Origin of the sequence: Devosia riboflavina (assembly GCF_000743575.1) — a bacterium.
GTDB lineage: Bacteria > Pseudomonadota > Alphaproteobacteria > Rhizobiales > Devosiaceae > Devosia > Devosia riboflavina.
This window is the reverse complement of record NZ_JQGC01000009.1, coordinates 31,081-53,303: the sequence shown is the minus strand read 5'-3', so window position 1 is coordinate 53,303 and position 22,223 is coordinate 31,081. Positions and strand designations below refer to the sequence as shown.

The following is a 22,223-nucleotide window of genomic DNA, read 5'->3' as shown; positions in this document are numbered from 1 at the left end:
ATAGGCGTTTTTTGCGCTTGCGTCGAGTGAATCCCTATGGCAGTAGAGCGCCCGTCGCCGCAGAAACCTGCCGGCGCCCTTTACGATGCTGCCGTAGCTCAGTGGTAGAGCACTCCCTTGGTAAGGGAGAGGCCGACAGTTCAATCCTGTCCGGCAGCACCAGTTTTTCTTCCTTATTTGTCGCTTATCCCGCACGTCGGGACGATTTTGTTGCGCGAGTGACGCGCCTTATCGGGGAAACGCGCGTCACCCCGCCAGCATTTCGCCTCGGGCGTTTTGGCGTTGATCGCGCAGGCGGATGCTTTCGAGCGCCAATAGGGTGCCGGCCGACAGGGCGTTGGCGAGGATAAGCAGGCCGCAGAAGATGGCCCAGAGGTGTTGGGCGGCGATCGAGTTGTTGAATTGTGGAATGGTGGCGAGCGCCACGGGCACGTACCAGGCGGTGACCGAGGTCGTGCCGCCAATCACCATTTGCAGGCGCTGGCCCAGCGTGAGGCCGCCGAAGAGGGTTTTGGAAACCTGCGATTGCACCATGGGGAGCACCAGCTTGTGCAGGTAGACGGCATTGGCCGTGAGCACGCCGACAATGCAGAGTTTGGCCCAGATTTTTGGATTGCCCAGCTTTTCCGGGTCGAAAGCCCAATAGTAGATGAGAAAGCCGAGGCCGCTGATCCAGAGCATAACGAGCCCGGCCGTCACCACCTTGGTGCCGAATTCGAAGGCTTCGGCATGCGAGCGGCGGATCTTGTTGCGCAGCATGAAGCGCATGATCATCAGGTCGAGAAAGGTCGCCGTGCCGAGGCCCAGGGCCAGGCCGATGAAGTGAACGATGCGGATGCCGCCCTTGAAAAAGGTTGGGTCGATCAGAATGTGCGAAATATCCAAGATGTCTCCTTGCATAGAAATTCGCCTTCAGCCGCGATGTGGGCTGAATTGAAAAAATTTCTACTGATGTTGTTGTCGCTGCCGCCCCTCGCGACTCTGCACCTGCAACGAGGATCGTTCGTGAAAACTCTTGATCACGCCGATGTGTAGAGGGAACACTGAGAAGCAGGCCGATTTGTGAACGTCTGTTAACCTATCGGAAAGCTTCGAATCCAGGCGCAGGCGGCGCAACTAAAACACTCACCGACCCCGGATATTGGTTTGCGGGCAGCCCGCAACTCGTCGGAGTTGCCGGTAACAGGTCTGGTGGTCGCTGGTCCAATTATGGCGAAATCTGGCTGGCTTTGAGAGCCGCAACCGTGCCCTAGGCCAGGATTAAGGCGGTTGCCGTCGCGAGCAGGATGAGCATTGCGATCGATAGAAAGCCCGCCGCCAGCACGCGGCCGCCCGAGGCCATGACCGAGCGGAGGTCGACCGAAAGGCCGAGCGCCGCCATGGCGACGAGGGTGAGCTGGGTCGAGGCGCCGTGCAGCGCCGGGATGGCGGCTTCGGGCAGGAGGCCGAGTGATCTTGCGCCCATCATGGCAACGAAACCTAGAATGAACCAGGGGACGAGCGCCGAGAAGGGCAGGGTGTCGCGCGTGCGATTTTTCTGCAAGACGCCAAGGCCGAGCACGACCGGGCCGAGCATCAGCACGCGGATCAGTTTGACGAGGGTGCCGATCTGCGTGCTCATCACCCCGACCGGCACTGTGGCGGCAAGGACCTGCGGCACGGCATAGACGCTGAGGCCGGCAATGACGCCATATTGCCATTCGCTGATCCCGAGCAGCCGCACGCCGAGCGGCAGGAGCAGGACGACCAGCACGCCCAGCGCCGCGGTAAAGGCGATCGAGGCGGCGACATCTTCGGCCGGCGCCTCGATGACGGGCGCCGTCGCCATGATGGCAGAATTGCCGCAAATGGAATTGCCGCAGGCAACGAGCGTGGCAAGGCGTGCATCAAGACCCAAAGCGCGGCCTATGCCATAGCTGAGGCCCAGGGCGACCACGACGACCAGCATGATGGCGGCGATCACTACGGGGCCAATCTGCAGCACGGCAGCGGCGCTGATCGTGCCGCCGAGCAGAACGATGGCCACCTCGAGCACGGTCTTGGCCGCAAACGTGACGCCGGCACGAAAACGCTCCGCGATCCCGAAAAGGCTATGGAGGGCAATCCCGGCCATGATCGCGACCACGAGGCCATCGAGCGCAACCCAGCCCAGAAAATGCCGCTGCAAGCGTTCGAGGCCAAGGGCTGGAATGGCAATGGCGAGAGAGAGGCCTAGGCCGGGAACGAGTTGCCGAAATTGCGACAACGGAAGCATGATTTACTCCAACACGGGTGCATTGGAGGATGAGACTTGCATTCGTTAGAATCCATCGCATAATCCAGCATGTTTCATGCGAAAAATTCGTATAGATTGTGACCATCGAGCAATTGGCCATCTTCATCGCCGTGGCGGAGCGCCAGCATCTGACGCAAGGCGCGGCGGCGGTCGGGCTGACGCCTTCGGCCGCCAGCGCGGCGATCAAGGCGCTTGAAGCCTTTCATTCCGTGCGCCTCTTCGATCGCGTCGGAAGGCGGATCGAATTGACCCGCGACGGCATGGCCTTTCTCGAAGAGGCGCGGCAGACGCTGGCGCGCATCCGCCAGGCCGAACAGGCGCTCAACGATCTCGGCGGTCTCAGGCGCGGCACGCTCGATGTCATGGCGAGCCAGACGGTGGCCAACTATTGGCTGCCCTCGCGCCTCCTCGCCTTTGCCTCGGCGCATCCGGGGATTGCCATCAATTTTGCCGCGGCCAATACCAATGATGTGGCCGAGGCGGTCATATCGGGCGCGGCCGAACTGGGCATTGTCGAAGGTCATGTCGATGCGCCGGTGCTGGCCGTGCGTCCCATCGGCAGGGATCGGCTGGTTGCGGTCTCCGTGCCGGCCGTCGCTCTTGCCAAGCCGCGCTTTTCGGATTTTCGCTGGATCATGCGCGAGCCGGGTTCGGGAACGCGGGCCGAATTCGTCGCCGGGCTTTTGGGCCTTGGCGTCGATCCGGCGACGCTGACTGTCGCCCTGTCGCTGCCGACCAATGAGGCGGTGCTCAATGCCGTTCTCAACAGTGATTGCGCGGCGGTGCTGTCGGAAATGGTGGTGGCGCCGCTCGTTGCGGCGGGGCGCCTGGCGATCCTGCCCTTTCAATTGCCGCAGCGCAATTTTAGCCTGCTCTACCATCGCGAGCGCCGGCCTTCGGCGGCGGTGAAGGCGTTTCGCGATCTTTGTCTTGTGGAAGGGAGCTAGGCATGGAGGAGGTTGCGGGCGGGTGCCTCTGCGGCGCCGTGCGCTTCGTGGCGAGGGGCCGGCCGTTTCGGGTCGGCATCTGCCACTGCATGGATTGCCGCAAGCATCATGGCGCGCTGTTTCATGCCTCGGCGATTTTTCCGGAAAGCGCCGTGACGATTTCGGGCGCGGTGGGCGACTATGCCGGGCGTTGCTTCTGCCCCCGCTGCGGCTCGTCGGTGTTTTCGCGCAGCGGCGACGAGATGGAAATCAATCTCGGTTCGCTCGATGCGCCGGATCAGTTCCGGCCCACTTACGAACTCTGGACCATTCGCCGCGAGGCCTGGCTGCCGCCCTTTCCGCTGGCGCGGCACTATGAGCGCGATCGCACAAGCGAAGGGCGGACGGAAAAATAGCTAAAAGTTGACCTTTTGCCTCAAATCCTGTTCCGTGCGCGCCATGGAGGGGAGGGGGCAAAATGCTGAATTTTTCGACCGATGACGTGGCCCCCCGGGACCGTTTCGAGCAGTGGCGCGAAGTGCGGAGCAGGGGTCTCTTCGGCGTCACCATCGAAGTGCCCGCAGAGCGCCGCGCCGCCTTCGAGGGGTCGTTTCGCGCCGAAAGATTCGGCACGGCGGTGGTCTCGCACATTGCCGCCTCCGCCTATGTCATTCGCCGCACCGAAGCCGATATTGCGCGGGTCGCGGGCAATAGCCTGTGCCTGGGCCTGCAGGTGCGCGGGCCGGGACGGCTCGATACCGGTTCGGGGCGCAGCGAGATGATCGCCAATGGCGACATGATCATCAATCATTCCGATCTGCCCTATGACGCGACGCCCGGGACCGATGGCGGTTTCCAGTTCCGCATGCTCAAGATTCCGGTGACCGACGAGCTGACGCTGGGCCGGTCCGTAACCGATCTGGTTGCGGCCAGGCCCCTGGAAGGGAGCAGGACGCTGCGTCCGCTGCGGGCCCTGCTCGACGTTCTGACCTCGAGCAAACGCGCCTCGGCCGATCCGGAGCGCGATATCGCCCATATTGCCCTTCTGGGGCTGGCGGCGCGCGGGCGGCTGCCCGACAGTCTGCCCGAGGTGCGCGGCGCCATCCGCGCCGGCCTGCGTTACCTCGCCCTCGATATCATGGCGGCCCAGTATCACCAGATCGACCTGACGCCGGCTTTGGTGGCGCGCAGCCTCGGCCTTTCGGTGCGGCACCTGCATATGCTGTTCGAAGACGCCGAAAACACGTTTAGCCGCACGCTTATGCTGATGCGTGTCGGCGAGGCACAAAGGCTGCTCATTACGCAGCCGGACCTGACCGTGTCGCAGGTGGCTTATGCCAGTGGCTTTGAAAGCCTTGCCACCTTCTATCGCGTCTTCCGCAATGTCTATGGCATAGCGCCCGGCGATGCGCGGCAGGCGAGCTAGACCGCTAGAACCGCACGATATTTTCGCTGGCCAATCCACGCCTCCGGGACTGGCTTTGCCGCGGGCCAGCGGCTAGCTTCGGCCTTGGCGCCATGCGGAGCGCCAGCAATACGTCTGGGGGACGACATGGCCATAGCTTCCACATCGACGAAGAGCCTTGCCTGGGGAGAGCGCTTCAAACTGCGTCTCTCGACAATAATCTGGTTTCTCTTGGGCGTGGGCTTTCTGCTCGGCCTGCCGGTGCTGCTCGATGTGCATGTCCTGCTGCTTGTCGCAGTGGTCGTGCTGGCGCTGCTTCTTGCCTTCCCCGCGGCCTGGCTGGTGCGCCGCGTCTTTGCGGGGCAGCGCCGCCAGAGCAGGCTCTGGAGCTATATCAAGGCCTTCCTGGCGCTGGTTTTCGCCATCACCGTGCTGATCGCCGCGCCTCTCTACTATCTCGCCTTCCGTACCGACCTGACCCCGCTCACCGTGCCGCAGGCAGTCCTGTCGAATGGCAAGAAGACGGTGGTGTTCCAGGGCATGATGCACATCGGCTCGGAGGGCTTTTACAAGACTGTCGTCTACGATCTCGAAAAGGCGCTGAGCGACGGCTATGCCATCTATTATGAAGGCGTGCGCGGCGATCCGGCGGGCGACAAATGGTTTTCCGAAACGCTGGCCGGCGGCGGCGATCTCAATAGCAATTACGAGACTTTTGGGGATGCCTGCGGCCTGCAGTTCCAGGGCCCCTATTTCCAGCTGCTGGCCGCCGATATCAAGGCTCGCCCCGAGCGCCATATCGAGGCCGACGTTTCGACGGCCGACATGATGCACGAATATCAGCGGCTCACGGAAACCGACCCCGGATTTGCCGCAGCGAACGCACAACCCAAGCCGGCCCCTTCCGATGATGGCGAGGCCGACCAGATGACGCAATTGTTCGATTGGCTTGCCAAGGCCACGCCCGGTCAGCGAAAAATCCTCGGCCTCGCCTGCCGCGGCTGGATGACCATGATGCTGGGCGCCAAGACGGCGCCATCGGCGCTCGATCCGGTCATTCTCGACTTCCGCAATGAAAAGCTTGCCGAGCGTATCGAGACCAGCGCCGACGACAAGATTTTCATTACCTATGGCGCCGGGCACTTGCCGGGTCTGCTCGACGATCTGCAGAAGTCAGATCCGGCTTGGGAAATCAAATCGCTCAAATGGATGCGGACCATCGAAACGCCCGAGGACCTTGAGGGGCAGATTTAGCGAATGCTGACACGGTTTAAGTCCCCGGACTGTCACTCCGGCGAAAGCCGGGGCCCAGCTTGAGATCTCAAGATGGATCCCGGCCTGCGCCGGGATGACAATCTGTGTCTGCCCGCTTTTCGGCGGGCCCACCACGATATTACCCCCCAAAAGGGCGCGGCTTCGGCTGCGCCCTTTTGCTTGCATGCCCGCTTGCCAGAGGTTTCGATGACAAATATCTTTATGGTCAAGATTCTTTGTCATGGGGATAATGATGGACACGCGAACGGAGCTGGAAAACCGGGTCGGGTCGGCGCTTACCCTCATGATCCGCCGGGCCGAGGAAGCGCAGGAGCGCGCGGCGCGGGCGCAGGGCATGCACCCCACCGATTTCCGCTGCCTGGGCTATTTGTATCTCAAGGGTGAGCCGGTCAGTCCCGGCGACATCATCACTCATCTGGGCCTGACTTCGGGCGCCGGTACGGCGCTGCTCGATCGGCTGGAAAGCGCCGGCTACATCATGCGCGCCCGCCATCCCGACGACCGGCGCAGCGTGCTCATCGTGCTCGACACGGAGGCCGCCGCCGAGCCGCTGGCGCTCCACGAGCATATTCGCACCGAATATCAGGTCGGAACGGCCGAATTCTCCGACAGCGATCTCGTCGCCATCGCCAAATTTCTCAAACGCATCGAAGGGCTCTCGGCCGAACTCAACGAGGCGCTCTACGCACCCAAGGCCCCCATCAGGGCGGCCTCGTAAGCAATACAACAATCCCAAGGGAGGAAGACTATGAGTAGTGGAGGTGAGGCGAGGGCGCCTCACATCGTCGAACGCGGCCTGATGGGCCTCTTCGCCGTTGTCCTGGGCGTCATAGCCCTGATTTTCGTGGGCGGAGGCGCCTATCTCGCGGTGCTTGGCGGCTCGCTTTATTACCTGGTTTCGGGTCTTCTGTTCCTCGTTGCCGCCGTGCTGCTGTTCCGTGGCCAGCGCCTCGGCGCCTGGATTTTCGGGTTGACGCTGGCGCTCACCATCATCTGGGCCATCTGGGAAGTCGGCTTCGATGGCTGGGCTCTCTTGCCGCGCCTGATGATCCCGGTCGCCTTTGGTATCTGGCTGCTGCTGCCCTGGAGCCAGCATGCCCTTTCCGGCACGCTTGATCTGACGAAGCGCGTGCCCTTCGGTGCCGCAGGCCTCATCGCTTCGACCGCCGTCGTTTCGGTGGCGCTTGGCGCCGGGCTCTATGCCATCAGCGCCCCGAGCCTACCACAGGACCCGCGCTTCCAGACCGGCTTTGGCGCCTATCCCACCGAGCCCAATGGTGCGGCGGCCCTCGGCCAGACCGGCGCCGATTGGCCCTATTTTGGTGGTGATCAGGGCGGCCAAAAATATACCCCGCTCGAGGAGATCACCCTCGACAATGTCGAAAATCTGGAAGTCGCCTGGTCGGTGGATGTGGGTCGCATTCCCGCCAACAATTCGACCCCGCTCAAGATCGATGACAGCATCTATATGTGCAACGGCTTCAGCCAGGCCTTTGCCCTCGATGCGGCGACCGGCGCCGAGCGCTGGACCTATGACGGCTCGGAAGGCCATGGCGGCACCTGCCGCGGCGTGAGCTACTACAAGGTTCCGGGCATGACCGGCGCCTGTGCCGAACGCGTGCTCTATGGCACGGCCACGGCCAAGCTGATCGCCCTCGATGCCAGGACCGGCGAGCTCTGCGCCGATTTCGGCGAGGGCGGCCGCGTCGACCTTCTGGTCGGCATGCACGACTTTGAAGGCAAGATCATCGGCGGCTACTATTCCATCACCTCGGCGCCCACCTTTGTGCGCGGCAAGGTCGTGGTCGGCGGCTGGGTCACCGATGGCCAATATTGGGGCGAAGCTTCGGGCGTCATCCGCGCCTTTGACGCGGTGACGGGCGAAATGTCCTGGGCCTGGGATCTGGGCCGCCAGGATCGCACCGGCCTGCCGCCCGATGGCGAAAGCTATACGGTCGCCACCCCCAATAGCTGGGCCCCGGCCGTTGCCGACGAAGAACTGGGTCTCGTCTATCTGCCAACCGGCAATGCCACCCCCGATTTCTTCGGCGGCCAGCGCCGCGAGTTCGACGATCAGTTCAATTCCTCGGTCGTGGCGCTCGATGCCGAAACCGGTCGCCTGCGCTGGTCCTTCCAGACCAAGCATCACGACATCTGGGACCATGACGTGGCTTCACCGGCCTCGCTCATCGACCTGCCCGATGCTTCGGGCACGATGCGCAAGGCGCTGGTGCAGCCGACCAAGGCCGGCGAAGTCTTTGTGCTCGATCGCAACACGGGCGAGCCGATCTTCCCGGTTACCGAAACCCCGATGCCGCAGGATGGCGTCGTGCCCGAAGAGCGCAATTCACCCACCCAGCCCCTTTCGAACAGCCTGCCATCCTTCCGCATGGCGACGCTGACCGAGGCGGATATGTGGGGCGTGTCACCCTTCGACCAGCTCTATTGCCGCGTAAAATTCAAGGAAGCGCGCTACGAGGGCACCAATACCCCACCGGGGCTCACGCCCTCGATCCAGACCCCCAGTACCTTCGGGGCGATGAACTGGGGCGGCGTCTCCGTCGACCCGCTGCGCGGCATCATGGTGGTCAATTCCAACCGCTTTGCGAGCTATGTGCAATTGCTCACCCGCGACGAGGCGGATGCGCGCGGCGCCAAGCCACAGGGCGAATGGGGCGATCGTCGTGAAGTCGGCGGCCTCGTGGCCCAGGCCAATGTGCCCTATGCCGCGGCGCCCTATTTCTGGCTCACCGCGCTCAACGTGCCCTGCATCGATCCACCCTACAGCTATCTGAGCGCGGTCGATCTCAATACCGGCAAGATGCTCTGGACCCAGCCGTTTGGCACCTCCAAGGGCAGCGGCGCGCTCGGCATCACCCTGCCGTTCGATTGGACCATGGGCACCCCGACGCATGGCGGCTCGATGATCACCGCCAGTGGCCTGGTGTTCATCGCGGCGGCCAAGGACAACATGCTGCGGGCCTATGAACTGGCGAGCGGGCGGGAAGTCTGGAAGACCGAACTGCCGGCCGCCGGTGGCGCGCCGATCAGCTACACGCTCGATGGCAAGCAATATATCGCCGTCGTTGCCGGTGGGCAGGGCGCCATCCAGTCGCGCTTCTCGACCAAGGTCGTGGCGTTCAAGCTGCCGGATTGAGGTGAAGGTTCCGGCCGCGCGAATTGGCTCGCGGCCGGGCTTTGATTGTAGTTATTGCCGGGCCCCTCACCCTGACCCTCTCCCCGAAGGGGCGAGGGGATCAGATCGAGTATTTGGCACTATCTTGCACAACTCACCGGCCCAATCCCCTCGCCCCTGCGGGGAGAGGGTTAGGGTGAGGGGTGGCGCGGCAAGCCCAATAGCTGCCGCTCCGTTTACTCCATCCGGCCAAGCGCATCATCGAGCTTGCCAAAGTAGTCCTGCCAACCCATCCGCGCGCCGTGATAGGCCTGGTTCTGGTCGGGCCGGAAACCGGTCTGTTCCATGCGCAATTGCGTGCCCGAGGCGATGGGCGTCAGCGTCCAGGTGACCACGCTTTCAAGCCCATAGGCGTCCCAGGAATAGGCCAGCGTGCGATTGGGCTCGATCTCCTTGACCTCGCAATCAATGGCGCCCCAATCGGCGGTGAACTTGAACTTGTGGCCGAGGTCAGGCGCAAAATCGCTGCTCATCAGCCATTCCTTGATCAAGTGCGGCTGGGTCAGCGCCCACCAGAGCTTTTCCGGCCTATGGGAAAAATCGCGTTCAACGACGACGGTGCGGATTTCAGGCGTGGCTTCGGTCATGGCAAACCTATTTCGAATGATTTTGGACAATGGCGGCGTGGATCAGCGCCTTGAAACCAGCTTCGTCGATCGCGTCGCCCTCGCGGAAATCGATCGCCCGGCGCGTGCCGCCGGTCAGGCTCGAATTGAAGATGCCGGACGGGTCGGCAAGGGCTGCCCCCTTGGGAAAGGTGGTCTTTATCGCCGCCTTATAGGCCTCGCCGGTGCAGATGATACCGCCATGCGACCAGACCGGATTCTCCCATTTCCACTCCTCGACGACCTCGGGATCGGCCTCCCTAATCAGCCTGCGGATGTTTGCCAGCATTTCGCCGCGCCAGCCGCTGAGTTCAGCAATGCGGGCATCGATTTTTTCGGCAGCACTCTTGTCTGTCATTTTCACCCTCACATCTTTTCGCCCGGCAGCAGCACGGCCTGCTTCACCCAGGCGACGAACTGCTTTTCGTCGATCCCGGCCGCCTCGGTGACGTCATAGTAACGCACGCCGGCAACTTTGGATTCCTTGGCCGGCATGGGCTCAAGTTCCGTGCCCTTGAAGAAGGTCAGGCGCACATAGGAGTTGAAGCAGTGCATGCTTAAAAACCACGTTTCGCCATCGAGCCCATAAAGCGGCGTGTTCCATTTGACCGCCTTTTTCACCCCTGGCACGGTTTTCACGACCAGCGCATCAATCTCGCGGCAGACGCTTTGTTTCCAGCCGGGCACGGCGTCGAGATAGGCTGATACCGGTTCATCGCCAAAACCCTTGGCGATTTGCGGATTGTCGCCCGAAAGCAGCACGACGCCATCCTTGTTGGGCTTGAGCGGCTTTCTCTCCGTCATCAGGCGACATCCCGGCCGCGCCGATGCCACTTGGCAAAATAGGGCAGGGCGAAGAGATAGGTGCCGGTCAAAAACAGCAGCAGAAGCGGAAGGAGCGGCACATAGGACACCCAAATGATCGGCTCCGGCTGCGCCAGCGCGATCGAGGTGGCGATCACGCTCAAAACGAAGGCGACCGAAATCCAGCGGTGCGATTGCCGGACCCAGCGCGGCCAGGCAGAACGGGATGGTGTGGTGGTGATTTCGCTCATTGGTCCATTCTCCTCAACAGATCTTCCAGGGCATCAAATCGGTCTTCCCAAAACCCCGCCATTTCCTTGGTCCAATCGACCAGGGGACCAAGCGCGGCCAGTTGGGCGCTATAGTGGGTTTGCCGTCCATCGATCCGTCCGCGCACGAGCCCGGCATCCTTCAAGACGCCGAGATGCTTTGAGACCACCGGCTGGGACACGCCCGCGCCAGCGGTCAGCACGGCCACGGTATGTTCGCCCTCGCGACAAAGACGCTCGAACAGCGCCCGTCGTGTCGGGTCGGCCAGCGCCTTGAATACCGTGTCTGGTCCCGGCTGCATTGGATCAATACCTCGTTGGCTATGAGTTAATTCATAGCTCCATGGCTATTTGAGAGTCAAGCGGGGAATGCTATGGAAAGTGCCGCAACCGCGAAACGGAGCGCAGCCATGGCCGTGACCATCTATCACAACCCCGATTGCGGCACCTCGCGCAACACGCTGGCCATGATCCGCCAGAGCGGGGTCGAGCCCGAAATCGTTGAATATCTGCAGACGCCACCGGACCGGGCGACGGTGCTGCGGCTGGTCGCCGATGCCGGGCTGAGCCTGCGTCAGGCCCTGAGGCAGAAGGATACGCCCTTCGACGCGCTCGGGCTGGGCGATCTGGCCAGGGGCGATAATGAACTGCTCGACGCCGTCATGCGCTTCCCCATTCTGCTCAACCGGCCCTTTGTGGTGACCCCGCTCGGCACGCGCCTCTGCCGACCCTCGGAACTGGTTCTCGATATTCTGGAAAATCCCGATATCGGCCCTTTCACCAAGGAAGACGGCGAAGTGGTTATCGATGGCGAAGGCAGGCGGGTCGGCGATAACTGACAATTTTATGCAATAGCCAGCAATCCCAGAACGCTCCTTTTACCCGGCTCGCGCATTCTCCTCTGGAATCCCGGAGAAACGGTGATGACCGGCGGCGAGACAGAGCAACTTTTGCGGTTGCAGACCGAAGTGTTGGAGGCGGTGGCCCAGGGCGAAGCCCTGCCGGCCATTGGACGCCTGCTGTGCCAGCGGGCCGAACAACTCGCGCCCGAAGCCATCTGTTCCATCCTGCTGGTCGATGAGCACAGCACCGTGCGTGCGCTGGCCGCGCCCAGCCTGCCCAAATTCTATTCTTCCGCCATCAATGGCATGAAAGCCGGGCCCAAGGCCGGCTCCTGCGGCACCGCGGCCTATCGCAAGCAGGAAGTCGTCGTCACCGATATTGCCATCGACCCGCTCTGGGACGATTTTCGCGCCCTGATCCTGCCGCTGGGTCTGAAAGCCTGCTGGTCGACGCCCATCAAGAATCCCGCCGGGGAGGTGATCGCGACCTTCGCCTTCTATTTCCGCTCGTGCCGCGGCCCCAGTGCTACCGAGCGCAATATCGTCGAAACCTGTGCCCATCTCTGCGCTCTCGCCATCGAGCATGAGCGCATCCGCGACCGCAATTTCCGCCTCGCCTATTACGATGTGCTGACGGGCCTGCCCAATCGTGGCCGCTACAACGAGCTTTTGAGCGAGCATATCGGCATGGACCAGCCTTTTGGCCTGATCCTGCTCGATATCGATCACCTCAAATCCGTCAATGACACGATCGGCCATGCGGCTGGCGACCGGCTGATCGCCACGGTCGGCGCGCGGCTCAGTGCCGTGCATCCCACCCTCATTCCCTGTCGCCTCGGCGGAGACGAATTCGCCATCATCGCCCGCGGCTGCGCCAGCCACGATATGCTCGAACACTGGGCGAGCCTCGTGAGCGATGCGACCACCGGCATGGTCGAAATGTCCGGCCAGTCCTTTGAGGCCCATGTCACCATGGGCGGCGCGGTCTTCGGCGTCGATGGCACCGATGCCGATACGCTGTCGCAAAATGCCGATTTTGCGCTCTACCACGCCAAGGAAGCGCGCCGCGGCGGCTATATGGCCTTTGAGGCCGACCTGCGCACCGAAATGACGCATCGCATCGCCCTGGTGCGCCAGCTCGATCAGGCGCTTTCCGAAAATCTGGTGGAGCCCTATTACCAGCCCATCGTCAATCTCGAGACCAATGAGATCGTCGGGCTCGAAGCCCTGGCGCGGCTGCGTATTGGCGGTGAAATGGTGTCGGTGGGCGAATATCATCTGGCCCTGACCGATCCGCGCCTTGCCTGCGAACTGACCGGTAAAATGCTCGAACAGGTGGCGCAGGACATGCGCGGCTGGCTCGATGCGGGCATCGATTTCCAGCATGTCGGGGTCAATGTGACCACGGGCGATTTCCAGCGAGGAGATCTGGCCGAGCGCATCATCGACATCTTTGGCTGGGCCGATGTGCCGCTGAGCCATATCGTGCTCGAAGTCAATGAAGCCGTCTTTGTCGGTGGCAGCGACAGAAGCGTGCCCCATGCGGTCGAAGCGCTGCGCAGCCGCGGCATTCTCGTCGCCCTGGACGATTTCGGCACCGGCTTTGCCTCGCTCACGCACCTCCTGTCCTTCCCCGTCGATGTCATCAAGATCGACCGATCTTTCGTTACCAAGCTCGGTGTCGATGGACCCAGCGAAACGGTGGTTTCCGGTCTGGTCGATATCGTCAAAAAGCTTGGCATGCGCATCGTCGCCGAAGGGGTGGAATATGAGGCGCAGGCCGATGCCCTGCGTCGTTTCGGCTGCCGTCTGGCGCAGGGTTATCTTTATTCCAAGCCCGTTTCCGCTGCCCAATGCACGCGCCTCCTCGAGGCCTATGCACAGGGGCGTGCGAACGGCGCCAACATCCTAAACCGCCGCAGCGCTTAGGTTTTTCGTCCCGGACCGACCAAAAGTCCCGTGACAGGACGATGACAGGGAGCCTCCCTACAGTAAGGGCACGAACGCAACGACGTTCGCCTTTGTTCTGGGAGGATCTTTTGAACAAGCTGCTTCTCGCGGCGCTGGTTTCTGGCGCCCTTTCCATGCCCGCTTTCGCTGCCGACTATACAATCCTGGCGCCCGCCGCGCCCGGCGGTGGCTGGGACCAGACCGCCCGTACCATGCAGGAAGCGTTCACCGCCGAAGGCATTTCGGGCAATGTGCAGGTGACCAACGTTCCCGGCGCCGGCGGCACCATCGGCCTCGCCCAGTTTGCCAATCAGGACGCCGGCAATCCCAATGCCCTGATCGTCGGTGGCTATGTGATGGTCGGGGCCATCCTGACCAATATGTCGCCGGTGACCCTCGCCGATGTGACCCCGATTGCGCGCCTCACCGGTGAAGCCGTCGCCATCGTCGTGCCGGCCGCCTCCGATATCCAGACGCTTGATGATCTCGTCGCCAAGCTCAAGGAGAATACCGGTGCCGTTTCCTGGGCTGGTGGCTCCGCCGGTGGTGTCGACCACATCACGGCGGGCCTGATCGCAAAAACCATTGGCGTCGATCCGACCCAGGTCAATTACATCGCCTATTCCGGGGGTGGCGAAGCCCTTGCGGCTATTCTCGGCGGCCAGGTGACGGTTGGCATTTCCGGCATCAGCGAATTTGCTTCGCAGATTGAGGCCGGCGAACTGCGTCTCCTCGCCGTGTCGTCTGAAGAGCGCGTCCCCGGCGTCGATGGCCCGACGCTCAAGGAATCCGGTATTGATCTCGCCGTCGAAAACTGGCGCATGGTTGCCGCTGCTCCCGGCATCACGCCCGAGCAGAAGGCCGCCATCACTGCCGACGTGAAGGCGCTGGCAACCTCGGCTTCCTGGCAGACCGCGCTCGAAACCAAGGGCTGGGTCGACACCTATCTCGACGGTGAAGCCTTTGATGCGCAGCTTGCTGCCGATATCGCCGCGACCGAGACCATCCTGAAAGATATCGGCCTCGTGCAATGAGCGCTGGCCAATCCAACAGCACGCGCCGCCCCGATGGGGCGGCGCTCGTCATCGCGGTGATCCTCGCCGCCATTTCGATCATCATCTTCTGGCAGACGAGCCAGATGCGCGTGCCGCCCATCCAGCAGCGCGTCGGCCCGACCGTCTTCCCCTATATCGTCGCCAGCGGCCTCGGCCTCCTCGCTTTGGGCACGCTGGTCTCGGCCCTGCGTAATGGCTTTCCGGCCCGCAGCAAGGATGACTATGCGCCCATCGCCTGGATCGTCGGCGGCCTCGTGGCGCAGATCCTGCTGCTCTCGACGGCTGGCTTCTCGGTGGCAACCGGCGTGCTCTTTGCGCTGACCGCCAAGGGATTTGGGCGTGGCCCGCTGTGGCAGACCATTCCCATCGGGATCGTTTTTTCCTTCATCGTCTGGTTCATTTTTGCGCGCGGCCTGCAACTCTCGCTGCCGCAGGGGCCGGTGGAACGCTTCATCGTGACGGGGAGCTTCTGAGATGAACACTTTTGAACTTCTCGGCCAGGGTCTCATCGCCGCCTTGCAGGTGCAGAACCTGCTCTATGCGCTTATTGGCGTTACCCTCGGCACGGCCGTCGGCGTCCTGCCCGGCATCGGACCGGCGCTTACGGTCGCGCTGCTGCTGCCGGTCACCTACAATCTCGACCCGGCCGGCTCGCTCATCATGTTCGCCGGCATCTATTATGGCGGCATGTATGGCGGCTCGACCACGTCCATTCTGCTCAACACGCCCGGCGAAAGCGCCTCGATCGTCACCGCGCTCGAAGGCAACAAGATGGCCCGGCAGGGCAGGGGCGGCCCCGCCCTCGCAACGGCCGCCATCGGCTCCTTCATCGCCGGGCTGATCGCCACGCTGGGCCTCGCCTTCGTCGCGCCCTTCGTCGTAAAATTCGCGCTCTCCTTCGGCCCGGCCGATTATTTTGCGCTGATGGTTTTGGCCTTCATCACGGTCTCCGCCGCCTTTGGCGATAGCCCGCTACGTGGCCTCACCGCGCTCTTCATCGGCCTTGGCCTTGGCATTATCGGCATCGACCAACAGACCGGCCAGACGCGCCTTGCCTTCGGTATTTTGGACCTTCTCGACGGCATCGAGGTGACGACCCTCGCGGTCGCGCTCTTCGCCATCGGCGAAACGCTGAAGACCGCTGCCGACCGCGAACAGGTCGAAGCCTCGGTCATGGCCGTAAAGGGATCGGTCTGGATGACGCTGGACGACTGGAAGCGGAGCTGGGGTTCCTGGCTGCGCGGCACCTTTATCGGCTTCCCCATCGGCGCCATGCCGGCGGGCGGCGCCGATATCGCCAGCTTCCTCTCCTACAGCGCCGAAAAGAGCTTTGCTAAAAAGCCCGAGGAATTCGGCCACGGCGCCATCGAAGGCGTTGCGGGGCCTGAAGCGGCCAACAATGCTTCGGCTGCCGGCACGCTCGTGCCTCTGCTGACGCTCGGCCTGCCGACCACGGCAACCGCGGCCATCATGCTCGCCGGCTTCCAGCAATTCGGTCTTCAGCCAGGCCCCTTGCTCTTCGCCAACAATTCCTCGCTGGTCTGGGCCCTGATCGCAAGCCTGCTCGTCGCCAATTTCATGCTGCTGGTCCTGAACCTGCCGCTGATCGGGCTTTGGGTGAAACTCCTCACCATTCCGAAACCCTGGCTCTATGCCGGCATCCTGACCTTTGCGACGCTCGGCACGCTGGGCGCCAACGGGGCCATGTCCATGGGCTTTGGCTCCATGCGCATCTCGTTCGAGCTGGTGCTGCTGCTGGTCTTCGGCGTCCTCGGCTATCTCCTCCGCCGCTTCGGCTATCCGATCGCGCCGGTGGTGGTGGGGCTCATCCTCGGCCCCATGGCCGAACAGCAATTGCGCCGCGCCCTCTCGATCAGCCAGGGCGACCCGGCCGTGCTGTTCCACTCGCCGATTTCGCTGGTGCTCTATGCCGTGGCCATCATTGCCGTGGTGCTGCCCATCATCATGCGCATGCGTGGCAAGGGTGCTGTGCTCGGGCAATTGGCGAGCGACGAGGACTGAGAATCAGCTATTCGCTGAAACCTTCCAACACTCGATTGTCACCCCGGCTTCAGGCCGGGGCCCATCCCGAGATCTCAAGATGGGTCCCGGCCTTCGCCGGGATGACAGCCGGTGGGTGAGAAGTCCGCCCGCCATGCAGCCCACGCATGGCCAAAAAGCCCAAAAATAGAAAAAGCCCGGAGGCCAGGGAGGGAAACTGGCATCCGGGCTTTTGTGTCGGCTTCTAGCGCATCAGGCCGCTAGGCGTTTTGGGAGGCAAAACGCCGGGAGGGAGCAGCGGCCCGCGCGGCTGTTAGCGGCCGATCGAGCGGAAGGCGGTGGGTTCGATACCGAGGGCCGTGAGGTGCTTCGCCTTGGGCGCCCGGCCGGCCTCAACTGCTGCCGAAACCGCTGCGGCGCTGCCGAAAACGGTGACGAAGGTGTCGAGGGTCGCAAAGAACTTGTTCTTGCGGGGGGTGCTCATGGTGGTCTCCTCTGTCGGACCCGGGACGATCCCGGCTCGCTTCCATGACCCCTAAATGATCCTTGTCCGCCTCAAGCGGTAGTGCGGCTCTCGTTATTCCAGCCATGCGCTGGGCGAATGGGAGCGGCAGGGGCGAGCTGGCGCGTCAGGTAGAGCGTCGTGCCGCCCATGAAGGCTTCGCTCTGCTCGATTTCGTAGCCGAGCTTCTGGTAGAGCGCGACATTGCTGGCAAAGGCCGCATTGGTGAGGAGGCGCAGGGCGCCGAGCCCGGCATGGCGCGCAAGCTGTTCGGCCAGCACCAGCAGCGCCTGGCCATGGCCGCGGCGCTGGTGATGCGGGTGCACGGCGACGTTCTCGATCCAGAGGTGATCGGCGCAAAGGCAGGTCTGCAGCACGCCGGCCACCTGTCCGTCGACGGTGAGCAGGTCGAAGCGGAAATCGTGGATGGCCTCGGCATAGTCGGCGAGCATGGGGCGCGGCTCGCGGCCGATAATGGGGATCCATTTGGAATAGGCCGCGCGCACAAGCGCGCGAATGGCCGGTACGTCTGCCGCGGTGGCCGTTCTGAAGGCGACGAAATGAGGAGGCATCACTAATCCGAAAACAAAAAACCTGCCAACCGGGCGGAGGCAGGTATGCGTTGAGTCGATGACGGCGTGATAAAACTCAGCCTTTTCGTCGCCCAGGCGCAAAGCCCCCGTCCACATGGGACTGGAAGCCACAACGTCGGAGTTTGGGTGCGGGATGCATCATGACAAATAATTGTCGCGGCGCGGGATTTTGGTCAAGGGGGGCGGTGGGCAGGGCCTCTACGGCGCGTCACCCTCGGGCTTGACCCGAGGGCTCTACACTTGCGATGCCGAAAAAAGTGAAGTGTCCTCGGGTCAGGCCCGAGGATGACGTTCAGGGGTTGAGGATGCACCAAGCCACAAACAGAAATCCCCGCCTTCGCGGGGATGACGTCGTGTTGGATGGAGCAAAAAATCAGCCACCCAAGCTCGGCAGGGTCAAATCGCCCGAGGTCAGCTTGCTTGCCGTAATCGCCGCATCCGCCTTCTCGCGTGGCAGTTCGAGGCTCGTCCAGACGCTGACCAGAGCATGGCGCAGTTCGAACACCATCTCGTCAGTATGGAGCGGGGTCGGCGTGATGCGCAGCCGCTCGGTGCCCTTGGGCACGGTCGGGTAGTTGATCGGCTGGATATAGATATTGTGCTTTTCAAGCAGCATGTCGCTGGCAGCTTTCACCGCACGCGCATCGCCCACGATCAGCGGCACGATATGGGTGGAGGTTTCCATCACCGGCAGGCCGGCATCGGCAAGGATCGCCTTGGTCAGCCGCGCCTGGCGCTGGTGCATCATGCGCTCATGGCCATTGCCCTTGAGGTGCTCGATGGAAGCACGCGCGGCGGCGCAAAGGGCCGGGGGTAGGGCGGTGGTAAAAATGAATTCGGGCGCATAGGAGCGCACCGCATCGATGATCGCCTTATTGGCGGCGATATAGCCGCCCATCACGCCAAAACCCTTGGCCAACGTGCCTTCGATGACATCGATCCGGTCCATCAGCCCCTCGCGCTCGGCAATGCCGCCGCCGCGCGGGCCATACATGCCCACGGCGTGGACTTCGTCGATATAGGTCAGCGCGCCGAACTCTTCGGCAAGGTCGCAGATTTCCTTGATCGGGGCGATATCGCCATCCATCGAATAGACGGATTCAAAGGCGATCAGTTTCGGGCGCTTGCGATCGACCTGGCTCAGGAGTTCGCGCAGATGCGCGACGTCATTGTGCCGGAAAATCTTCTTTTCCATGCCCGACTGGCGCACGCCCTGGATCATCGAGGCGTGGTTGAGCTGGTCCGAGAAAATGATGCAATCAGGCAGGAGCCGGGCAATGGTCGAGATTGCGGCTTCATTCGACACAAAGCCCGAAGTGAAGACGAGGGCCGCTTCCTTGCGGTGGAGGTCGGCGAGCGAGCGCTCAAGCTCGACCAGCGGGCGGTTGGTGCCCGAAATATTGCGCGTACCACCGGCGCCGACGCCCATCGAGCCGGCCGTATCCTGCATCGCCCTCACGACCTTTTCGTGCTGGCCCATGCCGAGATAATCGTTGGAGCACCAGATGGTGATTTCGCGGGCATTGTCCGCATCGTCGCGATAGATGGCCTTGGGAAAGCGCCCGGCGACGCGCTCGAGATCGGCAAAAACGCGATAGCGTTTTTCCGCCCGCAGCGTGTCCACTGCATCCTCGAAGATACCGCGATAGTCCATGGGGCCGTTCCTTTACGCCTGCCGCGGGCCCGGCAGGGATGCCGATGCGGCTGCATGGCACCCTACATATTGGGGCGGCAACCGCATTGATATATGTCAATTCGACGCGCAGCCGGAGACTCTCCGGCGATGATTTCAAGAACCATTCTAAAGTTTCCTCGGGCCTCTGCCAACTGCAGATCGTCGCACCGCTTGATGCCGCTGGTGAGCAGGCCCGAGGCCTGAAAATAATGTCACAAATCGACAAAATCGTGCGTTTTGCGCCGCCGCGCATTAACCGGCGCGGTTCCAAGTCATTGCCGGTTAATAAAGAGTGCGCTTAGATCAACCTCTGCCGGGGGGATACGGTACGAGGGGGGTATCAAGTGAAGAGTTTTTCTTCGTCTTCTTTCGCGGGCCAGCACGCCGATGCGATGGCCCTGGCGAGCGCCGCCGTAAAGCGCGATCCGCAGGCTCTGTTCACCGATTTCCAGTGGTTCCTCTATCAGGGCCACGACACGGTCTTTTTCACCGCCTTTTCGACCGAGAGCTACGACAAGGAAAGCCTGGGCAATGTGGTCGCCGAAATGGTGGCCCTGGCTCCGCAACTCACCCATGGCTTTGTCGGCGCCCAGCCCGGACAGCCCTTTCCAAAACACCTGCTCGATGCCATCACCTCGGTCGAAGTGGTCGACGAATTCGACGGCTATCCCGACAAGTGGCTGAGCAAATCCGACGACATTTTTGAGCGCAGGGATCTGCCGCTCTTTCGCCTGATGGTGGCGGTGCGCCGGGGCGGGCCGGATGCCGAGGGCCGCGCTTCGGTGCTGCAGGTGCGCTCGAGCCATGCGCTTCTCGAAGGCTCGGATTCGGCGCTTCTCACGCGTTCCGCCTCGGCCGGCCACGGCGTGCAGTCGGACAAGGGCAACAAGCTGCCGCTCTTTGATCGGGTCAAGAGCGCTTTCCGCGGCGGCATGACGGCCTTCATCTATCTCGTGCTCGCCAATGTTTTCGCGCCCCCCGAGCAGTCCTGGGGTTTCAAGACCCTTGCCATCGAGCGGCATCGCCTGCGCCAGCTTGCCAACAAGCTCGGCGTGCGCCAGCGCTCGCTGATGTTCGCGCTCGTCACCCATGCCCTCAATGGCGAGGGCGCGGAAAAGCTGATGAGCAAGAAGGTGATCGGCGCGGCCTATACCATGCTCGACACCAAGCGGAACAATACCGACGACGACTTCTTCCGCGTCCGTGCGCTCGAAGCCAAGTTCAAGGTGATGGACGATTTCGTCGCCTATGTCCGCGCCGTCGACGACACCGTGGCCGGCATCGAGCAGAAGGACATCACTTCCTTCCAGGTGGTGATCATGTCCATGTTCCGGGCTATGCGCGCGCTCAATCGCGTCTTCCCGGGCCTCCCCAACAAGCGCTTCTGGCGCTTCAACGGCGGCATGCACATCGTGCTCACCCTCGTTCCCCCGCACCGCACCTATGGGCCCATGACCCATGGCATGGTCGAGCCGCTCTATTGCGGCGCCTGGCACGCGGCGGTGAATATCTGCACCTTCTGCCCCGGCCGCGATTACGTGACGCTGAATTTCTCCATGGAGCAGCGCCACATTGCCAATGTCGAAAAAATCCTGCGCCTGCTCGACGAAGTGGAGGCCCGCGATGTCGCGCCGCACAAGATGGCGCCGTCGGTCGAGCGCCTGCGCTGAGGGCAAATATGCAGGGCATCGAACTCTCGCGCCGCTTTTACGGCGATATCGTCGCGCCCTGGCTTTCCCGCGCCGCGCCCGACCTGCCGCATTCCGCCGCGCTGATCGGCTACGGCTCGGAATTGCTGGGTTTTGACGACGAGACCTCCCGGGACCACAATTGGGGGCCGCGGGTCCATATCTATCTCGACGCGCGCGATTTCGCGGCTCACGCCGCCCGCCTGCTGGCCGATTTCGCCGCGGTAGTGCCCAAAACCTTCCTCGGCGAACCCGCAGGCTGGCGCAGTCGCCCGCATCCGGCCGCCAATGGCCCCGATGCCGTCGGCGCCATGGAGCATGGGCTGGAATTTCACACTTTCGAAGGCCGCTTGCAGGCCCATACCGGCCTCCGCTCGCTCGAAAATCTGATGCCACTCGACTGGCTGGGCCTGCCCGAACAAAGCCTCCTCGCCTTCACGGCCGGCGCCGTTTTTCGCGACGATGGCGGCCGGCTCGAAGCCCTGCGAAAAACGCTCGCCTATTTCCCGCGCGATGTCTGGCTCTACAAGATCGCCTGCCAGTGGCGCCGCATTGCCGAGGAGCAGGCCTTTGTCGGCCGCGCCGGGCAGGCCGGCGACGATCTCGGCTCCCGCGTCATCGCCGCCCGCTTGTGCCGCGATGTCATGGCCATGGGTTTCCTGCTGGAGCGGCGCTATGCGCCCTATCCCAAATGGTTCGGCACCGGCTTTTCGCGCCTGCCCATCGCCAAGACGCTTATCCCGCATCTCGACACTGCCCTCCGCGCCGAGGCCTGGCAGGCGCGGGGCGAGGCCCTGGCATCCGCCTATCTGGCACTGGCACAGTGGCAAACATCGAAAAATATCGCGCCCTTCGAGTCGGTTGTCGGGCCCTATTTCGACCGGCCCTTTTTGACCATCAATACCGATGACGCCGTGGCCAGCGCCATATCAGCCATCGCCGATCCCGCACTCTCGGCGCTGCCGGTCGTGGGCGCCATCGATCAGGTCAGCGACCTGACGCCGCTTCTGACCGATCCGGGCAAGACGCGCGCCGTCATCAGGCAGGTGCTGGGCAAGTAGGCGAACTGAAGCCGTCAATACGTCCGGTCTTATTCATCCATCGTTCAGCATCTTTCCCTCATCACGCTCCTGCCGTAATGAAGGTCAATCAAAGGCCACTG

General features: G+C 62.7%; 24 protein-coding genes and 1 tRNA gene. 15 read left to right on the top strand and 10 right to left on the bottom strand.

What is annotated here, in order from left to right; translation table 11 throughout:
* The first annotated feature begins 87 nt into the window (after positions 1 to 87).
* Positions 88 to 162: transfer RNA gene (locus JP75_RS11060), tRNA-Thr, on the top strand.
* A gap of 84 nt (positions 163 to 246) precedes the next feature.
* Here JP75_RS11060 and JP75_RS11055 read toward each other — a convergent pair.
* Together JP75_RS11055 and JP75_RS11050 are read right to left on the bottom strand one after the other, a co-directional pair.
* On the bottom strand, positions 247 to 885 hold the full coding sequence (locus JP75_RS11055) for a hypothetical protein (protein ID WP_051960608.1): 639 nt from the start codon (positions 883 to 885) through the stop codon (positions 247 to 249).
* A gap of 364 nt (positions 886 to 1,249) precedes the next feature.
* A complete protein-coding gene (locus tag JP75_RS11050; protein ID WP_035082726.1) occupies positions 1,250 to 2,254 on the bottom strand; it encodes a YeiH family protein in 1,005 nt (334 codons plus the stop codon).
* A gap of 98 nt (positions 2,255 to 2,352) precedes the next feature.
* On the opposite strand from JP75_RS11050, the gene JP75_RS11045 reads away from it, so the two are divergent.
* The 6 genes from JP75_RS11045 (at position 2,353) to JP75_RS11020 (ending at position 9,038) form a co-directional block, all read left to right on the top strand.
* Positions 2,353 to 3,222 (top strand): LysR substrate-binding domain-containing protein, encoded by an 870-nt coding sequence (locus tag JP75_RS11045; RefSeq protein ID WP_035082724.1) that lies wholly within the window; start codon positions 2,353 to 2,355, stop codon positions 3,220 to 3,222.
* Between the two features lie 2 nt (positions 3,223 to 3,224).
* Positions 3,225 to 3,617, top strand: coding sequence for a GFA family protein (locus JP75_RS11040; RefSeq protein ID WP_035082722.1), 393 nt, complete (start codon positions 3,225 to 3,227; stop codon positions 3,615 to 3,617).
* A gap of 62 nt (positions 3,618 to 3,679) precedes the next feature.
* Complete coding sequence (locus JP75_RS11035) at positions 3,680 to 4,627, top strand: helix-turn-helix transcriptional regulator (RefSeq protein WP_152565811.1); 948 nt, start codon at positions 3,680 to 3,682, stop codon at positions 4,625 to 4,627.
* 126 nt (positions 4,628 to 4,753) lie between these two features.
* Positions 4,754 to 5,860, top strand: a complete 1,107-nt coding sequence (locus tag JP75_RS11030) for a hypothetical protein (protein WP_051960607.1) — start codon at positions 4,754 to 4,756, stop codon at positions 5,858 to 5,860.
* A 253-nt stretch (positions 5,861 to 6,113) separates the two neighbouring features.
* Positions 6,114 to 6,599, top strand: a complete 486-nt coding sequence (locus tag JP75_RS11025; protein WP_051960606.1) for a MarR family winged helix-turn-helix transcriptional regulator — start codon at positions 6,114 to 6,116, stop codon at positions 6,597 to 6,599.
* A gap of 30 nt (positions 6,600 to 6,629) precedes the next feature.
* Positions 6,630 to 9,038 carry a membrane-bound PQQ-dependent dehydrogenase, glucose/quinate/shikimate family gene (locus JP75_RS11020; protein ID WP_051960605.1) on the top strand — a complete coding sequence of 803 codons (2,409 nt, stop codon included), beginning with the start codon at positions 6,630 to 6,632 and terminating at the stop codon, positions 9,036 to 9,038.
* A gap of 215 nt (positions 9,039 to 9,253) precedes the next feature.
* Here JP75_RS11020 and JP75_RS11015 read toward each other — a convergent pair whose 3' ends face one another.
* The 5 genes from JP75_RS11015 to JP75_RS10995 are packed head-to-tail and all read right to left on the bottom strand — an operon-like array spanning position 9,254 to position 11,057.
* Positions 9,254 to 9,664 (bottom strand): SRPBCC family protein, encoded by a 411-nt coding sequence (locus JP75_RS11015; RefSeq protein ID WP_035082718.1) that lies wholly within the window; start codon positions 9,662 to 9,664, stop codon positions 9,254 to 9,256.
* Positions 9,665 to 9,671: 7 nt separating this feature from the next.
* Positions 9,672 to 10,040 carry a DUF1801 domain-containing protein gene (locus tag JP75_RS11010; protein ID WP_035082716.1) on the bottom strand — a complete coding sequence of 123 codons (369 nt, stop codon included), beginning with the start codon at positions 10,038 to 10,040 and terminating at the stop codon, positions 9,672 to 9,674.
* Positions 10,041 to 10,048: 8 nt separating this feature from the next.
* The gene (locus JP75_RS11005; RefSeq protein ID WP_035082714.1) at positions 10,049 to 10,486 is read right to left on the bottom strand and encodes a DUF1801 domain-containing protein; all 438 of its coding nucleotides are present in this window, start codon (positions 10,484 to 10,486) and stop codon (positions 10,049 to 10,051) included.
* Positions 10,486 to 10,737, bottom strand: a complete 252-nt coding sequence (locus tag JP75_RS11000) for a hypothetical protein (RefSeq protein WP_035082713.1) — start codon at positions 10,735 to 10,737, stop codon at positions 10,486 to 10,488. Before JP75_RS11000 ends, JP75_RS11005 begins: the two co-directional genes overlap by 1 nt.
* Positions 10,734 to 11,057, bottom strand: coding sequence for an ArsR/SmtB family transcription factor (locus tag JP75_RS10995; protein ID WP_035082712.1), 324 nt, complete (start codon positions 11,055 to 11,057; stop codon positions 10,734 to 10,736). Before JP75_RS10995 ends, JP75_RS11000 begins: the two co-directional genes overlap by 4 nt.
* A 108-nt stretch (positions 11,058 to 11,165) precedes the next feature.
* Between JP75_RS10995 and arsC the strand changes: the two genes are divergently transcribed.
* The 5 genes from arsC (at position 11,166) to JP75_RS10970 (ending at position 16,624) form a co-directional block, all read left to right on the top strand.
* Positions 11,166 to 11,594 carry an arsenate reductase (glutaredoxin) gene (arsC, locus tag JP75_RS10990; RefSeq protein WP_035082709.1) on the top strand — a complete coding sequence of 143 codons (429 nt, stop codon included), beginning with the start codon at positions 11,166 to 11,168 and terminating at the stop codon, positions 11,592 to 11,594.
* A gap of 84 nt (positions 11,595 to 11,678) precedes the next feature.
* The gene (locus tag JP75_RS10985; RefSeq protein WP_035082707.1) at positions 11,679 to 13,526 is read left to right on the top strand and encodes a putative bifunctional diguanylate cyclase/phosphodiesterase; all 1,848 of its coding nucleotides are present in this window, start codon (positions 11,679 to 11,681) and stop codon (positions 13,524 to 13,526) included.
* 155 nt (positions 13,527 to 13,681) lie between these two features.
* On the top strand, positions 13,682 to 14,581 hold the full coding sequence (locus tag JP75_RS10980; RefSeq protein ID WP_244446300.1) for a Bug family tripartite tricarboxylate transporter substrate binding protein: 900 nt from the start codon (positions 13,682 to 13,684) through the stop codon (positions 14,579 to 14,581).
* Positions 14,578 to 15,075, top strand: a complete 498-nt coding sequence (locus JP75_RS10975; RefSeq protein ID WP_035082705.1) for a tripartite tricarboxylate transporter TctB family protein — start codon at positions 14,578 to 14,580, stop codon at positions 15,073 to 15,075. Before JP75_RS10980 ends, JP75_RS10975 begins: the two co-directional genes overlap by 4 nt.
* Position 15,076: 1 nt before the next feature.
* Positions 15,077 to 16,624 carry a tripartite tricarboxylate transporter permease gene (locus JP75_RS10970; protein WP_035082703.1) on the top strand — a complete coding sequence of 516 codons (1,548 nt, stop codon included), beginning with the start codon at positions 15,077 to 15,079 and terminating at the stop codon, positions 16,622 to 16,624.
* Between the two features lie 292 nt (positions 16,625 to 16,916).
* Here the strand turns inward: JP75_RS10970 and JP75_RS26785 are convergent, their stop codons facing one another.
* The 3 genes from JP75_RS26785 to hemA form a co-directional block, all read right to left on the bottom strand.
* Positions 16,917 to 17,087, bottom strand: coding sequence for a hypothetical protein (locus tag JP75_RS26785; protein WP_169745526.1), 171 nt, complete (start codon positions 17,085 to 17,087; stop codon positions 16,917 to 16,919).
* Positions 17,088 to 17,158: 71 nt separating this feature from the next.
* Positions 17,159 to 17,677, bottom strand: coding sequence for a GNAT family N-acetyltransferase (locus tag JP75_RS10965; RefSeq protein ID WP_051960632.1), 519 nt, complete (start codon positions 17,675 to 17,677; stop codon positions 17,159 to 17,161).
* Between the two features lie 394 nt (positions 17,678 to 18,071).
* A complete protein-coding gene (hemA, locus tag JP75_RS10960; protein ID WP_035082701.1) occupies positions 18,072 to 19,352 on the bottom strand; it encodes a 5-aminolevulinate synthase in 1,281 nt (426 codons plus the stop codon).
* A gap of 44 nt (positions 19,353 to 19,396) precedes the next feature.
* Here hemA and JP75_RS26250 point away from each other — a divergent pair, with 44 nt between their 5' ends.
* Genes JP75_RS26250 through JP75_RS10950 form a run of 3 tightly spaced genes read left to right on the top strand, consistent with a single transcriptional unit; the run spans position 19,397 to position 22,122 of the window.
* Positions 19,397 to 19,675 carry a hypothetical protein gene (locus tag JP75_RS26250; RefSeq protein ID WP_152565810.1) on the top strand — a complete coding sequence of 93 codons (279 nt, stop codon included), beginning with the start codon at positions 19,397 to 19,399 and terminating at the stop codon, positions 19,673 to 19,675.
* 42 nt (positions 19,676 to 19,717) lie between these two features.
* On the top strand, positions 19,718 to 21,043 hold the full coding sequence (locus JP75_RS10955; RefSeq protein WP_035082699.1) for a hypothetical protein: 1,326 nt from the start codon (positions 19,718 to 19,720) through the stop codon (positions 21,041 to 21,043).
* Positions 21,044 to 21,051: 8 nt separating this feature from the next.
* Positions 21,052 to 22,122: a DUF4037 domain-containing protein gene (locus tag JP75_RS10950; RefSeq protein WP_035082696.1), complete on the top strand. Its 1,071-nt coding sequence runs from the start codon at positions 21,052 to 21,054 to the stop codon at positions 22,120 to 22,122.
* The last annotated feature ends 101 nt before the right edge of the window (positions 22,123 to 22,223 follow it).

Coding starts and splice junctions, on each gene's coding strand:
- hemA (WP_035082701.1), bottom strand. CDS start 19,352: ATGGACTATCGCGGTATCTTCGAGGATGCAGTGGACACGCTGCGGGCG.
- JP75_RS11015 (WP_035082718.1), bottom strand. CDS start 9,664: ATGACCGAAGCCACGCCTGAAATCCGCACCGTCGTCGTTGAACGCGAT.
- JP75_RS11010 (WP_035082716.1), bottom strand. CDS start 10,040: ATGACAGACAAGAGTGCTGCCGAAAAAATCGATGCCCGCATTGCTGAA.
- JP75_RS11005 (WP_035082714.1), bottom strand. CDS start 10,486: ATGACGGAGAGAAAGCCGCTCAAGCCCAACAAGGATGGCGTCGTGCTG.
- JP75_RS10985 (WP_035082707.1), top strand. CDS start 11,679: ATGACCGGCGGCGAGACAGAGCAACTTTTGCGGTTGCAGACCGAAGTG.
- JP75_RS10995 (WP_035082712.1), bottom strand. CDS start 11,057: ATGCAGCCGGGACCAGACACGGTATTCAAGGCGCTGGCCGACCCGACA.
- JP75_RS10980 (WP_244446300.1), top strand. CDS start 13,682: ATGCCCGCTTTCGCTGCCGACTATACAATCCTGGCGCCCGCCGCGCCC.
- JP75_RS11030 (WP_051960607.1), top strand. CDS start 4,754: ATGGCCATAGCTTCCACATCGACGAAGAGCCTTGCCTGGGGAGAGCGC.
- JP75_RS10975 (WP_035082705.1), top strand. CDS start 14,578: ATGAGCGCTGGCCAATCCAACAGCACGCGCCGCCCCGATGGGGCGGCG.
- JP75_RS11040 (WP_035082722.1), top strand. CDS start 3,225: ATGGAGGAGGTTGCGGGCGGGTGCCTCTGCGGCGCCGTGCGCTTCGTG.
- JP75_RS11000 (WP_035082713.1), bottom strand. CDS start 10,737: ATGAGCGAAATCACCACCACACCATCCCGTTCTGCCTGGCCGCGCTGG.
- JP75_RS10950 (WP_035082696.1), top strand. CDS start 21,052: ATGCAGGGCATCGAACTCTCGCGCCGCTTTTACGGCGATATCGTCGCG.
- JP75_RS10965 (WP_051960632.1), bottom strand. CDS start 17,677: ATGCCTCCTCATTTCGTCGCCTTCAGAACGGCCACCGCGGCAGACGTA.
- JP75_RS11035 (WP_152565811.1), top strand. CDS start 3,680: ATGCTGAATTTTTCGACCGATGACGTGGCCCCCCGGGACCGTTTCGAG.
- JP75_RS26250 (WP_152565810.1), top strand. CDS start 19,397: ATGCGGCTGCATGGCACCCTACATATTGGGGCGGCAACCGCATTGATA.
- JP75_RS11020 (WP_051960605.1), top strand. CDS start 6,630: ATGAGTAGTGGAGGTGAGGCGAGGGCGCCTCACATCGTCGAACGCGGC.
- JP75_RS10970 (WP_035082703.1), top strand. CDS start 15,077: ATGAACACTTTTGAACTTCTCGGCCAGGGTCTCATCGCCGCCTTGCAG.
- JP75_RS26785 (WP_169745526.1), bottom strand. CDS start 17,087: ATGAGCACCCCCCGCAAGAACAAGTTCTTTGCGACCCTCGACACCTTC.
- JP75_RS11025 (WP_051960606.1), top strand. CDS start 6,114: ATGGACACGCGAACGGAGCTGGAAAACCGGGTCGGGTCGGCGCTTACC.
- arsC (WP_035082709.1), top strand. CDS start 11,166: ATGGCCGTGACCATCTATCACAACCCCGATTGCGGCACCTCGCGCAAC.
- JP75_RS11050 (WP_035082726.1), bottom strand. CDS start 2,254: ATGCTTCCGTTGTCGCAATTTCGGCAACTCGTTCCCGGCCTAGGCCTC.